Origin of the sequence: Amycolatopsis sp. NBC_01307 (genome assembly GCF_035975215.1) — a bacterium.
Classification (GTDB): Bacteria; Actinomycetota; Actinomycetes; order Mycobacteriales; family Pseudonocardiaceae; genus Amycolatopsis.
Genome location: NZ_CP108403.1, coordinates 1,801,095 through 1,814,389, shown reverse-complemented (window position 1 = coordinate 1,814,389; position 13,295 = coordinate 1,801,095). Strand labels below are relative to the sequence as shown.

Annotated in this window: 14 protein-coding genes; 12 read left to right on the top strand and 2 right to left on the bottom strand. The window is 70.5% G+C overall.

Annotation, left to right across the window (positions count from 1 at the left end):
* Positions 1-95: 95 nt before the first annotated feature.
* Both OG439_RS07785 and OG439_RS07780 read right to left on the bottom strand, forming a co-directional pair.
* Positions 96-404, bottom strand: coding sequence for a putative quinol monooxygenase (locus OG439_RS07785; RefSeq protein WP_326948681.1), 309 nt, complete (start codon positions 402-404; stop codon positions 96-98).
* A gap of 141 nt (positions 405-545) precedes the next feature.
* Positions 546-2,234, bottom strand: coding sequence for a PucR family transcriptional regulator (locus tag OG439_RS07780; protein ID WP_326948680.1), 1,689 nt, complete (start codon positions 2,232-2,234; stop codon positions 546-548).
* A 268-nt stretch (positions 2,235-2,502) separates the two neighbouring features.
* Between OG439_RS07780 and OG439_RS07775 the strand changes: the two genes are divergently transcribed.
* The 12 genes from OG439_RS07775 to OG439_RS07720 are packed head-to-tail and all read left to right on the top strand — an operon-like array spanning position 2,503 to position 13,258.
* Positions 2,503-2,970 carry an Hsp20/alpha crystallin family protein gene (locus OG439_RS07775; RefSeq protein ID WP_326948679.1) on the top strand — a complete coding sequence of 156 codons (468 nt, stop codon included), beginning with the start codon at positions 2,503-2,505 and terminating at the stop codon, positions 2,968-2,970.
* Between the two features lie 10 nt (positions 2,971-2,980).
* Positions 2,981-3,499 (top strand): general stress protein, encoded by a 519-nt coding sequence (locus tag OG439_RS07770; protein ID WP_326948678.1) that lies wholly within the window; start codon positions 2,981-2,983, stop codon positions 3,497-3,499.
* Positions 3,499-5,382: a molecular chaperone DnaK gene (gene dnaK / locus OG439_RS07765; RefSeq protein ID WP_326948677.1), complete on the top strand. Its 1,884-nt coding sequence runs from the start codon at positions 3,499-3,501 to the stop codon at positions 5,380-5,382. The genes OG439_RS07770 and dnaK overlap by 1 nt, the downstream gene beginning before the upstream one ends.
* 9 nt (positions 5,383-5,391) lie before the next feature.
* Complete coding sequence (locus tag OG439_RS07760) at positions 5,392-5,931, top strand: nucleotide exchange factor GrpE (protein ID WP_326948676.1); 540 nt, start codon at positions 5,392-5,394, stop codon at positions 5,929-5,931.
* A gap of 6 nt (positions 5,932-5,937) precedes the next feature.
* A complete protein-coding gene (locus OG439_RS07755) occupies positions 5,938-6,873 on the top strand; it encodes a DnaJ C-terminal domain-containing protein (RefSeq protein WP_326948675.1) in 936 nt (311 codons plus the stop codon).
* Entirely contained in the window at positions 6,873-7,169 is a 297-nt protein-coding gene (locus tag OG439_RS07750; RefSeq protein ID WP_326948674.1) for a chaperone modulator CbpM, read from the top strand. The genes OG439_RS07755 and OG439_RS07750 overlap by 1 nt, the downstream gene beginning before the upstream one ends.
* Positions 7,160-9,790, top strand: coding sequence for an ATP-dependent chaperone ClpB (gene clpB / locus OG439_RS07745; RefSeq protein WP_326948673.1), 2,631 nt, complete (start codon positions 7,160-7,162; stop codon positions 9,788-9,790). The genes OG439_RS07750 and clpB overlap by 10 nt, the downstream gene beginning before the upstream one ends.
* Complete coding sequence (gene trxA, locus OG439_RS07740) at positions 9,787-10,269, top strand: thioredoxin (RefSeq protein ID WP_326948672.1); 483 nt, start codon at positions 9,787-9,789, stop codon at positions 10,267-10,269. The genes clpB and trxA overlap by 4 nt, the downstream gene beginning before the upstream one ends.
* Entirely contained in the window at positions 10,266-10,529 is a 264-nt protein-coding gene (locus tag OG439_RS07735; protein WP_326948671.1) for a ubiquitin carboxyl-terminal hydrolase 14, read from the top strand. Before trxA ends, OG439_RS07735 begins: the two co-directional genes overlap by 4 nt.
* Complete coding sequence (locus OG439_RS07730; RefSeq protein WP_326948670.1) at positions 10,526-12,217, top strand: FAD-dependent oxidoreductase; 1,692 nt, start codon at positions 10,526-10,528, stop codon at positions 12,215-12,217. Before OG439_RS07735 ends, OG439_RS07730 begins: the two co-directional genes overlap by 4 nt.
* Positions 12,217-12,666 carry a DUF1931 family protein gene (locus OG439_RS07725; protein ID WP_326948669.1) on the top strand — a complete coding sequence of 150 codons (450 nt, stop codon included), beginning with the start codon at positions 12,217-12,219 and terminating at the stop codon, positions 12,664-12,666. Before OG439_RS07730 ends, OG439_RS07725 begins: the two co-directional genes overlap by 1 nt.
* Before the next feature lie 13 nt (positions 12,667-12,679).
* Entirely contained in the window at positions 12,680-13,258 is a 579-nt protein-coding gene (locus OG439_RS07720; protein WP_326948668.1) for an STAS domain-containing protein, read from the top strand.
* The last annotated feature ends 37 nt before the right edge of the window (positions 13,259-13,295 follow it).

Below are 13,295 nucleotides of genomic sequence, written 5' to 3'. Positions count from 1 at the left end.
CCGGCACGGCCACGCCGCGGTCGTGGACGCCGCTGCCGGCGCCGTCTCATGTGATGGGCGCGACGGATGCCGCCCGGGCGCCCGGCGAGTGACGGTCAGGGCAGTTTCGAGGCCACGACGTCGACCCTCCGGATGTCGGGGGTGCCGGCGAAGAGATCGGGTGCCTGGGCCATCAGGGCCTCGGCCACCTTGCCGTTCAGGTGTGCCTCGCGTCCCGGCTCGTCGGGGAACACGTCGTAGATCCCGAACGTCGTGTCACCGAGACGGAACGCGAACCAGGCGGTGGTCGCCGGCTCCTCGTCGACGAGCGCCCGGCCCGACTCGAGGAACTTCTCGACGTCACCCTCCCGGCCCGGCTTGGCCTCCATCGTCACGAGCAGCCCTACAGTCGGTGCCTCAGTCATGAGTTTTCCTTCCCAGCTGTTGTCCTGCGTGCCGGATTTCGTCCTGTTTGGACGCGAGCACAGATGACGGTAGCCCCGTCCCGACCGTGGCGCCAGGACACTGACGAGGGGTCTGGCCGCGGTTCGTCCGTCCCCTCCCGCTCACATCGGGCCCCCCAGCACCTTCCAGGCCCGGGTGGCCACGTGCAGGTTTAGCCGGCTTTCCACGTCGTTGAGGTCGAGGTCGGTGATCTCCCGGATCCGGCCCAGCCGGTAGCGCAGGGTGCTGCGGTGAATCACCAGCGCGGAAGCGGTTTCGTCGTAGTGCCCGCCGCATTCGAGGTACTGCGACAGCGTCCGGACCAGGTCCGTGTTCTTGTGTTCGTCGTAGTCGAGAATCGGGCCCAGCCATTCCCGCACGAACGCAACGATTTCGCCGCGATTCACTCCGTTGTCCAAAATACGATAAAGGCCCAGGTGGTCGAAGATTGTCGCGCCATCCGGCGACCTTGATTTCCGGCGGATGTCCAAAGCCCGCATCGCTTCCGCATAGGATTTCGGAAATTCGCCGGGGCGGTCGCAGCGCCCGCCGACGCCGAGCGCACCGCCGCTTCCGAGGTTCTCCGAAAGCAGGTGGTACAGCGTGTCTCCGTCCGGGCGGCCGCCGACGAGGAGCACCACCGCTCCCGAGCGCCGCGAGATCATCGAGCTCAGCTGAAGGGAGGCGACGGCCCGGCTCGCGGCCTCGGCGACGGCGTCGTCGGGCTGCCTCCCGCCCCACCGCACGACGATCACGCGATGAGGACCACGCAGGTCGTGCCCGACCGCGTCGGCGCGAGCGTAGGCGCTCTCGTCGTCGGTGCCGGTGATCAGGTCGTCGACCAGGTCACGATGCAGGCGCAGCTCGACCTCGGCGAGGTTGCGCAGGTGTGACAGCTCCAGTGCCAGCACCGTCGTCCCGTATTCGAGCGCGAACATCTCGTGGCTTCCCACGGTCTTGCGCGGGTCCACGAGCGCCACGACGCCGAGGACCTCGTACCGCGGCTTGACCAGCGAGATCAGCCGGTCCTTCTCCCGGACCGGATGGGGAACCGCCGCGGCGCGCCTGAGCAGCTCCTCGCGCCGGTGGGCTTGGGCCTTCGGGTACGGGTCGGGCTTGCCGGGGCCGGCCCACGCCCGCAGGTTGCCGAACCGGTCTTCGATCGCGACCGGCAACGATGTCAGCTGGTGCACCGCATAGGCGATGCCTGGCTCACCCGCACCGGACACGGAGATGTCGCTGAGCACCTCGTGCACGTGGGTCTGCTGCTCGAGCCGGGCCACCGAGGCGGACAGCCTGCCGTTGACCTCCTGCAGTTCGACCGCCTGTTCGCGCTCGCGCAGGTGGAGCGAGGCGTTCGCCAGTGCACCCGCCGTCTGCCGGCCCAGCGCTTCGAGCAGGAAGAACTCGTCCTTCGGCGGCTCCACCGCCGCGTGCACCACCAGGTAGCCCCTCGGCCCGCTCAGCCCACCCAGCGCGAAGCCCCAGCACCAGCCGCCGCCGGTCAGGACCAGCGGGCCGCTGTCTCCGCCGAGGAGACGGACCTGCCGGTCGAGTTCCGCGTCCGGCTCCGCGCCGTCACGACGGCTGAGCGCGCCGTCGATGATCAGGTACACCGCCTTGACGCCGCAGCCGCTCAACGACGGTACCGAGGTGGCGGCCAGCCGGACGATGTCGTCGGCTTCCCGGCCGTCGAACATCATCGTCGAGACGACGAAAACCCCGTGCGGACTCGACAACTGGTCACGCCACCAGCTGTCCGGCCTTTGTGGAGTTTCGTGGGCTCGGTCGCCCGCCGCCGCGGGTGTCATCGGGACCTCCGACCGCCGACTGGCCAAAACCCTACACGGTTGTTCCTGCTCTGCCGGGTCGATCGTTCGCGCGAATTTCGACCTGCCAGGCGCACGCGCCGGGACGGCCGTCCTTGCCACTGTGTGGTTATCCCGAAAGGTCACTGCAACAGTCCCGATTCTGCCGGTATCCGCAGAACTCGTGTCCGACCGGAAACCGCGTCGCAAAGTCGATTCGACGCGGTAGATCTCTTCGCGGCACGTACCCGGGCGAAGAATGAGGAGAGTCATGACCTTGATGCGTTTCGACCCGTTCCGCGATCTCGAACGCTTGACCGAGCAGGCCGTGGCCGGCACCCGCGGCCCGCGGGCGATGCCCATGGAAGCCTTTCGCCGCGGTGATCGGTTCGTCGTCGCCCTGGACCTGCCGGGAGTGGACCCCGGCGACGTCGACCTCACGGTGGAACACAATGTGGTGACCGTGCGCACCCGCCGCACCCCGCTGCGCCGTGAAGGTGACGAACTCCTGGTCGACGAACGACCGCAGGGTGAGTTCAGCCGCCAGTTCTTCCTCGGCGACAACCTCGACAGCACCCGGCTGTCGGCGGAGTTCGACCGCGGTGTGCTCATGCTCGGTATCCCGGTCGCCGAGGCCAGCAAGCCTCGCAAGGTCGAAATCGGCACCGGTTCCGAGACGGCCGAAGAGAAGCCCCGCATCGCCGAACAGGTTTCCCGAGAAGAACACGCGAACGTCTAGGAGCCGGACGATGACTGCGCAGCCGGGCGCCACGGCGCCACCACCGCGTCACTCTTCGGACCCCCACGCCGCGGGACAGCGCCGCGCGATCGGGTCCTACGAAAACTACAGCGAGGCCGAGCGTGCCGTCGACTACCTGTCGGACAACGGTTTCCCCGTCGAGCGGGTCGCCATCATCGGCTCGGACGTCAAGCTGGTCGAGCAGGTCGTCGGACGCCTCGACCACGGCGGCGCCGCACTGCGGGGGGCCGGCTCGGGCGCCGTCACCGGGCTGCTGATCGGCTGGCTGTTCGGGATCTTCAACTGGTTCACGCCGTTGCTGGCGGCCTTCACCATCGCCGTTTACGGACTCGTGTTCGGCGCGGTGATCGGCGCGATCTTCGGCCTCGCCGCGCACGCGCTCCAGCGCGGACGCCGCGACTTCGCCTCGGTCCGGGTGATGACGCCGACCCGCTACGAGGTCGTCGCCGACGACGCGGTGGCCGACGAAGCCAAGACCCTGCTCGCCAAGCTGACCGGAGGTGTGTGATGGCCAAGGCAGTCGGCATCGACCTGGGCACGACCAACTCGGTGATCGCCGTCTGGGAAGGCGGCGAGCCCACGGTCATCGCCAACTCCGAAGGCGCGCGGACCACCCCGTCGGTGGTCGCGTTCACCGAAAGCGGTGAGCGGCTGGTCGGCCAGCTCGCCCGCCGGCAGACGATCCTCAACCCGAAGGGCACGATCTATTCGGCGAAGAGGTTCATCGGCCGGAAGTACGGCGAGGTGGACGACGAGGCCAAGGCGGTCGGATTCGACGTCGTCGAGGGTGAGGGCGGTGTCGTCCGGTTCAAGGTCCGCGACAAGCTCCACTCGCCGGAGGAGATCAGCGCGCAGATCCTGCGCAAGCTCGCCGACGACGCGGGCAAGTTCCTCGGCGAGCGGGTGACCGAGGCCGTCATCACCGTGCCCGCGTACTTCAACGACGCCCAGCGGCAGGCCACCAAGGACGCCGGCAGGATCGCCGGCCTCGAGGTCCTGCGGATCATCAACGAGCCGACCGCCGCCGCGCTGGCCTACGGGCTCGGCTCGAAGGGCCACGAGACGGTCCTCGTGTTCGACCTCGGCGGCGGTACCTTCGACGTGAGCCTGCTCGACGTCGGCGACGGCGTGGTCGAGGTCCGGTCGACCGCCGGGGACACCCACCTCGGCGGGGACGACTTCGACCGCCGGATCGTGGACCACCTCGCCGATCGGTTCAAGCAGGACAACGGCATCGACCTGCGGTCGGATCCGCAGGCGCTGCAGCGGCTCTTCGAAGCCGCGGAGAAGGCGAAGGTCGAGCTCAGCTCGGTCAGCCAGACGAGCGTGAACCTGCCGTTCATCACCGCGGGCCAGGACGGCCCGAAGCACCTCACGACGACCGTGATGCGCTCGGTGTTCGAGCAGATCACCGCCGACCTGGTCGACCGGTGCCTCGGCCCGGTCAAGCAGGCGATGGCCGACGCGAAGGTGAGCGCGAACGACATCGACGAGGTCATCCTGGTCGGCGGATCGACCCGGATCCCGGCCGTGCAGAACCTGGTCCGCAAGCTCACCGGGGGCAAGGACCCGAACATGAGCGTCAACCCGGACGAGGTCGTCGCGCTCGGCGCGGCGGTCCAGGCCGGGGTGCTCAAGGGCGAGGTCAAGGACGTCCTGCTGCTCGACGTCACCCCCCTCTCGCTCGGCGTGGAAACCCGCGGCGGCGTGATGACGAAGATCGTCGAGCGCAACACGACGATCCCGGCGCGGCGGACCGAGGTGTTCTCCACCGCGGAGGACAACCAGCCCGCGGTCGACGTCGTGGTGCTCCAGGGTGAGCGGGAACGGGCCGCCGACAACCGGGTGCTCGGGCGCTTCCAGCTCACCGACATCCGGCCGGCACCGCGCGGCGAACCCCAGGTCGAAGTGACGTTCGACGTCGACGCGAACGGCATCGTCAACGTCACCGCGCGCGACAAGGACACCGGCACCGAGCAGGGCATCACGATCAGCGAGAGCTCGAACCTCGACCAGGCGGAGATCGACCGCATGGTCACCGAAGCCGAACGCAACCGGTCCGAGGACCAGCGGCTGCGCGAGGAGATCGATGCGCGCAACCTGCTCGATTCGGCCGCCTACCAGGTCGAGCGGGCCATCACGGACACCACTCCACCGCACGAGAAGGCGCGGGCGGAAATGCTCGTCCAAGACGCTCGCGAGGCCGTGGCGGACGCCGCTCCGATGGACCGGGTGCGGTCGCTGACCTCGGAGCTGCAGCAGGTGCTGGCCGGGCTCAACGCGCCCCGGGCGAGCGGCGGCAACAGTGAAAGCGGCAACGGCGACGGCGGCGGCCCCCGGCACGCCGCCGACGAGGACGACGTGATCGACGCCGACTTCGATCGGGCGTGAGGCAGCGCGATGGCCACCACAGGAAGGGCCGCGGAGCAGGGAGAACCCTCCGCGGAGGTCGCCGGGGCGGGCACGGATTCCCGCCCCCAGGAGGTGCCGGCCCCGGCGACCGGGGCGGAAGAGAAGCTCGCCGAGCTCGAGGACCGGTGGCGCCGCGCCGCGGCCGACCTCGACAACGTGCGCAAGCGCCAGGCCACCGAACTGCGACGGGAAGTCGAAGCCGAGCGGGCGAGGGTCGCGGCGGCCTGGCTCCCGGTGCTCGACAACCTCGAACTGGCGCTCGCGCACGCCGAGGCGGACCCGTCGGCCATCGTGCAGGGTGTCCGCGCGACCCGGGAGCAGGCCGTCCGGCTGCTCGCCGGGCTGGGGTACCCGCGTGACGACGAAACCGGCGTCCGGTTCGACCCGAACCGGCACGAGGTGGTCGCGGTCGTCGAGGACCCGGCCACCGAACCGAACACGGTGACCCACGTCGTGCGCCCCGGCTACGGCACCGACCGGCACCAGCTGCGGCCGACGGCCGTCGCGGTGTCCAAGTCCCAGGGGTGATCGCGGGTGGCCACCGACTTCTACGAGGCGCTCGGGGTCGCCAAAACGGCGAGCACCGACGAAATCCAGCGGGCGTACCGGAAACTGGCGCGGCAGCTCCACCCCGACGTGAACTCCGACCCGGGCGCCGAAGAGCGCTTCAAGGAGGTCAGCGAGGCCTACCAGGTGCTGTCCGACCCGGAGCAGCGCAAGAAGTACGACCGGTTCGGCGCGGACTTCCGCCGGGCCCCCGACGACTTCGACGAGCGGGCGTACGCCGGTGCCGGCGGGCGGGGCGGCGGCCGCGTCCGCCACAGCCGGGCGAGCCCGGGATTCGGCGGCGCGTCCGAGGGCTTCGAGGGCTTCGAAGGCGTCGACATCGAGGACCTGCTGGGCGGCCTCTTCCGGAGCCGGGGTGCCGGTGGGCCGATCGCGGGCGCCGACCAGGAGGCCGAGCTCGAGCTGACGGTCGAGGAGGCCTACCGGGGCGGGCGACGGCACTTGAGCATCGCCGGCGCGGGCGAGCGCGGTTACGACGTCGACATCCCGGCCGGGGTGCTCGACGGGCAGCGCATCCGGCTCGCCGGTCAGGGCGGGCGGGCGTCCGGCAACGCCGCGTCCGGTGACCTCTACCTCGTGGTCCGGATCAAGCCGCACCCTCGCTACCGCCTGTCCGGGCGCGACCTCACGGTCGAGCTGCCGGTGTCGCCCTGGGAGGCGGCGCTCGGCGCCACGGTTCCCGTGCTGACCCCCGGTGGCGAGGTGAAGGTGCGGGTCGTGCCCGGCTCGTCGAGCGGACGACGGCTGCGGCTGCGCGGCGAGGGCCTGCCCAACCCCAGGGGCAAGCCGGGCGATCTCTACGCCGAGGTCCGCGTGCTGGTGCCGAAGAAGCTCGGCAAACGGGAGCGTGAGCTCTTCGAAGAGCTCGCCGCGGTGTCCGATTTCGACCCGAGGAGGACCTGATGGCGCAGTACCTGCTCGCCCGTCCCGTCCGGCTCAGCCTCGACACGGCAGCCGCGCGAAGCGGACTGCACCCGGAGCTGATCCGCCGGTTCGTCGCGCTGAGCCTGGTGGACGGCACGACCGATACCCACGGGCGGGTGTGGCTCGCACCGTCCGCGGTCGCCACCCTCGCGCGCATCCAGCGCCTGCGCGCGGGCCTTTCCCTCAACTACGCGGCCATCGGGCTCGTGCTCGACCTGCTGGACCGCATCGACGTCCTCGAAGCCCAAGTCAGGAGCCACCGGCGATGGACATGAGCAAGCTGACCCAGAAGTCGCAGGAAGCGCTGCAGGAGGCCCAGAGCGTGGCGCAACGCCACGGCCACACCGAAACCGACGGTGAGCACCTGCTGCTCGCCCTGCTCGACCAGGCCGACGGCCTCGCGCCCCGGCTGCTCGCCCAAACGGGCGCGGACGTCGACGACCTCCGCGAAGCCGTCGAAGCGGAGCTCTCGCGGCGGCCGAAGGTGACCGGCCCCGGCACCACCCCCGGGCAGGTGTACGTCACCCGACGCCTCGCCGGTCTGCTGGACGCCGCCGAGCGGGAAGCCAAGCGACTCAAGGACGAATACGTCTCCGTCGAACACCTCGTGCTGGCCCTCGCCGACGAGGGGGCGAAGTCGGCCGCGGGGCGGCTGCTGACCCGGTACGGCGTGACGCGCGAGTCGTTCCTGACGGCGCTGACCAAGGTCCGCGGCAACCAGCGGGTCACCTCGGCGACCCCCGAAGGCGCCTACGAAGCGCTGGAGAAGTACGGCCGGGACCTGGTCACCGACGCGCGGTCGGGCAAGCTCGACCCGGTCATCGGCCGCGACGCCGAGATCCGCCGGGTGATCCAGATCCTGTCGCGGAAGACGAAGAACAACCCCGTGCTGATCGGCGACCCCGGCGTCGGCAAGACGGCGATCGTCGAGGGCCTCGCCCAGCGGATCGTACGCGGCGACGTGCCGGAAGGCCTGCGGGACAAGACGATCTTCTCGCTCGACATGGGCGCGCTCGTCGCCGGGGCGAAGTACCGCGGCGAGTTCGAGGAACGCCTCAAGGCCGTGCTGGCCGAGGTCAAAGCCGAAGAGGGACGCGTCCTGCTCTTCGTCGACGAGCTGCACACGGTCGTCGGAGCCGGCGCCGCCGAAGGCGCGATGGACGCGGGCAACATGCTCAAGCCGATGCTGGCCCGCGGTGAACTGCACATGATCGGCGCGACGACGCTCGACGAGTACCGCAAGCACATCGAGAAGGACGCCGCGCTGGAGCGCCGGTTCCAGACGATCGTCGTCGACGAACCCACCCTCGAGGACAGCGTCTCGATCCTGCGCGGGCTGCGGGAGCGGCTCGAGGTGTTCCACGGGGTCAAGATCCAGGACGGCGCGCTCGTCGCCGCCGCGACCCTGTCCCACCGCTACATCACCGACCGGTTCCTGCCGGACAAGGCGATCGACCTGGTCGACGAGGCGTGCGCGCGGCTGCGCACGGAAATCGACTCGATGCCCGCCGAGCTCGACGAGCTCACCCGGCGCGTCACCCGCCTGGAGATCGAGCAAGCCGCACTGTCCAAGGAATCCGACCCGGCCAGCAAGGCGCGGTTGACCGACCTCGACCGGGAGCTCGCCGATCTTCGCGCCGAAGCGGACTCGAAGAACGCGCAGTGGGAAGCCGAACGTCAGGCCATCCGGCGGGTCCAGGAGCTGCGGTCCGAACTGGAACGGCTGCGCCACGAAGCCGAGGAAGCGGAACGGAACTACGACCTGAACCGCGCGGCCGAGCTGCGCTACGGCGAGATCACCGAAGCCGAGCGCCGGCTCGCCGCGGAGGAAGAACAGCTGGCGGGCAAGCAGGGCCGGAAGCGGCTGCTGCACGAGGTCGTCACCGAGGACGAGATCGCCGAGATCGTCGCCGCGTGGACCGGGATCCCGGTTTCCCGGCTGCAGGAAGGCGAACGGGAAAAGCTGCTGCGGCTCGACGAGATCCTGCACGAGCGGGTGATCGGCCAGGACGAGGCCGTCCGGCTGGTCGCCGACGCGGTCATCCGGGCGCGCTCGGGGATCCGCGATCCACGCAAGCCGATCGGGTCGTTCATCTTCCTCGGCCCGACCGGGGTCGGGAAGACCGAACTCGCCAAGACCCTCGCGGCGGCCTTGTTCGACAGCGAGGAGAGCATGGTCCGGCTCGACATGAGCGAGTACCAGGAGCGGCACACCGTCTCGAGGCTGCTGGGCGCTCCCCCGGGTTACGTCGGCTACGACGAGGGCGGGCAGCTCACCGAAGCCGTGCGGCGCAAGCCCTACTCGGTCGTGCTGTTCGACGAGATCGAGAAGGCGCACCCGGACGTGTTCAACACCCTGCTCCAGGTCCTGGACGACGGCCGGATCACCGACGCGCAGGGCCGGACCGTCGACTTCCGCAACACGGTGATCATCATGACCTCCAACATCGGCTCGCAGCACCTGCTCGACGGGGTCACCGCCGCCGGCGAAATCAAGCCGGACGCCCGCGACGCCGTGCTGGCCGAGCTGCGGCACCACTTCCGGCCGGAGTTCCTCAACCGCGTCGACGACATCGTGCTGTTCACCCCGCTCGGGCACGCCGAGATCGAGCGGATCGTCGACCTGCAGTTCGACGAGCTGCGCCACCGGCTGGCCGAGCAGGGCATCGCGATCGAGCTCACCGCGGAGGCGCGGAAACTCATCGCCCGGCACGGGTTCGACCCGGTGTACGGCGCCCGGCCGCTGCGCCGGTACATCTCCCACGAGGTCGAGACCAAGATCGGCCGCACGCTCCTGCGCGGTGAACCGACCGAGGGACTGGTGATCACCGTGGACGCCAAGGACGGCGAGCTCGTCGTCACCTACAGCGGGGGCGAAGGGCGGTCCGCGACATGAGCACCGGCACCGGAACCACCACCACGGTCGTCTGCGAACACTGCGGGCACAAGAACCGCGTCCCGGCGGCCGCCGCGGGCAAGCCGAAGTGCGGGAACTGCCAAGAGCCGCTGCCCTGGATCGTCGACGCCGGCGACCCCGACTTCGCGGAAGTCGCGGAGCGGGCCACGCTGCCGGTGCTGGTCGACCTCTGGGCCACCTGGTGCGGACCCTGCCGCCAGGTCAGCCCCGCGCTGGCCCAGCTGGCCCGGGAGCGGGCCGGGAAGGTCAAGCTCGTGAAGGTCGACGTCGACAAGGCACCCGGGCTGTCCCGGCGGTTCGACGTGAAAGCCGTGCCGACGCTCATGGTGCTGCGCGGCGGCGAGGTCGTCGCGCGGCAAGCGGGCGCCGCGCCCGTGCCCGTGCTGCGCGACTGGCTCGACCAGGCGCTGGCGCGGTCGGAGAACACCCCCGAGACCAAGGAAGGTGACGTGCGATGACCAGTGTCGTCGACCGGCATCTCGCGCTCGTGCGAGACGTGGTGCCGCGAACCCCGCAGGGTTGTGAGGAGTGCCTGGTCGCCGGCACGCCGTGGCTGCACCTGCGGCTGTGCTTGACGTGCGGGCACGTCGGCTGCTGCGACTCGTCGCCGATGAAGCACGCCGGCAAGCACGCGCACGCCATCGGGCACCCGATCGTGCGCTCGTTCGAGCCCGGGGAGACCTGGCGCTGGTGCTACGTCGATCAGACATTCGTATGACCGCCCTGGCGGGGATCGACCTCAGCGGGCCGCTGACCGAGACCCCGGACCCGCACGGAGCGTTCCCCCGGCTCACCGACGAGCAGATCCGCACCCTCGGCGGCGGCGGTGAACGCCGTCCGGTCCAGCCGGGTGAGGTGCTGTACACGGAGGGCGGCCGCCCGTCCGAGTTCTTCGTGATCCTGCGCGGCAAGGTCGCCGTCACCGAAGGAACCGGGGACGACGCGAAGGTCGTCCGGGTGCACGGGCCGCACCGGTTCCTGGGTGAGCTCGGCCTGCTCGAAGGGCAGCCCGCGTTCGTCGGCGCCGTGGCCGCCGAATCCGGCGAGGTGCTCGCCGTCCCGATGAGCACGGTGCGGCACCTGGTGCTCGGCGATCCGGTGCTCGGCGACCTGATCCTGCGGGCCTACCTCGTGCGGCGGACGCTCCTCATCGGCGCCGGCAACGGGCTGCGGATCGTCGGCTCCTGCTACTCCCCCGGCACCAGGCGGCTGCTGGAGTTCGCGGCGCGCAACCGGCTCCCGTACCGGCTGGTCGACGTCGACAAGGACCAGCAGGCCGAAGCGCTCCTGGAACGCTTCGGCGTCGCCGTCGCGGACACCCCGGTGGTCGTGCTGAACGGCACCGAGGTGCTGCGGAACCCGAGCACCGCCGAGCTGGCCGGGAGGATCGGGCTGCGGCCGCCGGAACCGGAACGCGGGGTGCGGGACCTGCTCGTGGTCGGCGCCGGGCCCGGCGGCCTGGCCACGGTGGTCTACGGCGCTTCCGACGGGTTGCGGCTGTCGGCGTTCGACGCCATGGCCCCGGGCGGCCAGGCCGGGACGACGTCCCGCATCGAGAACTACCTCGGCTTCCCGCCGGGGATCTCCGGGGCGGAGCTGGCCGAGCGATCGGTGATCCAGGCGGCCAAGTTCGGGGCCCGGGTCGCCGTCCCGGCCGAGGCGCGCACCCTCGAAGCACGCGACGGCCGCTACGCCGTCGGCTTCGACGACGGCATCGAGATCGTTTCCCGCACCATCGTGATCGCCACCGGCGCCCGCTACCGCCGGCTCGCCGTACCCGGCATCGAGAAGTTCGAAGCGTCCAGCGTCTACTACGCGGCGACGCTGCACGAAGCGCGTCGCTGCCTGGCGTCCCCCGTGGCCGTGGTCGGGGGCGGCAACTCGGCCGGCCAGGCGGCGGTGTTCCTCGCGGAGGGTTCGCCGGTGGTCCACCTGCTGGTGCGCGGCGGCGATCTCGCCGCGAACATGTCCCGCTACCTGGTCGAGCAGGTCGAACAGCACCCGCGGATCACCGTGCTCGGGCACACCGAAGTCCGCGAGCTCGCCGGCGGGGACCGGCTCGAATCCCTGCTCGTCGAGAACAACCGCACCGGCGAGCGCCGCGTCCTCGACGCCCGCGCGCTGTTCGTCTTCATCGGGGCTTCCCCGCACACCGCCTGGCTTTCGGGGATGGTCGCCCTCGACGAGGACGGGTTCGTGCTGACCGGGGCGGACGCCGAGGAGTTCCGGGACGCCGATGTGTGGCGCGGGGTACAGCGCCCGCCACTGGTGCTGGAGACGAGCAGGCCGGGTCTGTTCGCGGTGGGGGACGTACGCCACGGCTCGGTCAAACGGGTGGCCTCGGCGGTCGGGGAAGGCGCCATGGCCGTCCGGTTCGTCCACGAACATCTCTCACAGGAGGCCTGATGCCGGTCATGGGTGCGGCGAGGTTCGAACGGTTCTTCCGGACGGCCGCGAGCCTGGACGTCGACAAGAGCGACCTGAAACGGTACGACGAGTTCCTCGACCGCAAGATCTATGACTTCTTCGTGGTCGCCAAGGCCACGGCCAAGGCCGGCGGGCGGGACGTCATCGAGCCGAGGGACCTGCCGATCACCAAGGGGCTGCAGGAGCGCATGCGCGAGTTCCGCAAGCTGGACGAAGACCTGGAAGTGGTGCCGCTGCTGGAGCAGCTCCTGGCGCGTCCCCCGCTCGGGATCGCCCTCTCCGAAGAAACCGAGGCCCGGCTCCCCGCCGTCGCCGGCGGTCTCAGCGTGGCGCTCGCCCACGCGTTCAAGATCATCGACCCGCGCGTCAAGAACCCCGGCTCCGCCGAGTGGGACCAGGTCTTCCGGATGCTCGAACTGCTCCTCTGAAAGGACGTCAGGCATGGTCAACGGACTCGCACTCAACCTCGATCAGCCGGCGTACGCGGCCGCGTTCGCCGAGCTGCACCGCCTCACCGGGCAGCCGCGCGGTGTATCCGGCGCCACGACAGATCTCACGGTCACCTCGACCTTGCGCGACGACCACCACACCGTCGTCACGGTCGGCGGATCGATCGACGCGCGGGCACTCCACCTCTTGGCCGCGCACTTCGCCGGCCTGCTCCACGCCGGCACGCGGCACCTGGTGGTCGACCTGTCCCGGGTCGAGCAGGTGGACGACAGCCTCTTCGCACTGATGCACCGGGTGGAGGACCGGCTGACGGCGCTGGGCGGCCTGTTCGAGCTGACCGGGCTCGCACCGCCCGTGCTGTACGCGATGGACGACGCCCTGCTGGCCGAGGTCTTTTCGTGGTACCGAGCCGTCGTCGCCGACCCGGAACCGCGGGCCGCGCTGTGGTCGGCACTGCGCTGCCCGCACGGGCTCGAGGACGTCGCGGAGCCCGGGTCCGCGGACCGGTACCGGACTTTCATCGACACGGCCGCCCACGGCCGCGGCGAGCGATGGGGGAAGCGCCGGTGAGGGCGGTCACCGAACGACCGAAACGACGGACGTGGCT

Bases quoted from the DNA above. Each gene is read 5' to 3' on its own strand.
- OG439_RS07785 (WP_326948681.1), bottom strand. From the start codon at position 404: ATGACTGAGGCACCGACTGTAGGGCTGCTCGTGACGATGGAGGCCAAG.
- dnaK (WP_326948677.1), top strand. From the start codon at position 3,499: ATGGCCAAGGCAGTCGGCATCGACCTGGGCACGACCAACTCGGTGATC.
- OG439_RS07770 (WP_326948678.1), top strand. From the start codon at position 2,981: ATGACTGCGCAGCCGGGCGCCACGGCGCCACCACCGCGTCACTCTTCG.
- trxA (WP_326948672.1), top strand. From the start codon at position 9,787: ATGAGCACCGGCACCGGAACCACCACCACGGTCGTCTGCGAACACTGC.
- OG439_RS07750 (WP_326948674.1), top strand. From the start codon at position 6,873: ATGGCGCAGTACCTGCTCGCCCGTCCCGTCCGGCTCAGCCTCGACACG.
- OG439_RS07780 (WP_326948680.1), bottom strand. From the start codon at position 2,234: ATGACACCCGCGGCGGCGGGCGACCGAGCCCACGAAACTCCACAAAGG.
- OG439_RS07760 (WP_326948676.1), top strand. From the start codon at position 5,392: ATGGCCACCACAGGAAGGGCCGCGGAGCAGGGAGAACCCTCCGCGGAG.
- OG439_RS07735 (WP_326948671.1), top strand. From the start codon at position 10,266: ATGACCAGTGTCGTCGACCGGCATCTCGCGCTCGTGCGAGACGTGGTG.
- OG439_RS07775 (WP_326948679.1), top strand. From the start codon at position 2,503: ATGACCTTGATGCGTTTCGACCCGTTCCGCGATCTCGAACGCTTGACC.
- OG439_RS07725 (WP_326948669.1), top strand. From the start codon at position 12,217: ATGCCGGTCATGGGTGCGGCGAGGTTCGAACGGTTCTTCCGGACGGCC.
- OG439_RS07730 (WP_326948670.1), top strand. From the start codon at position 10,526: ATGACCGCCCTGGCGGGGATCGACCTCAGCGGGCCGCTGACCGAGACC.
- clpB (WP_326948673.1), top strand. From the start codon at position 7,160: ATGGACATGAGCAAGCTGACCCAGAAGTCGCAGGAAGCGCTGCAGGAG.
- OG439_RS07720 (WP_326948668.1), top strand. From the start codon at position 12,680: ATGGTCAACGGACTCGCACTCAACCTCGATCAGCCGGCGTACGCGGCC.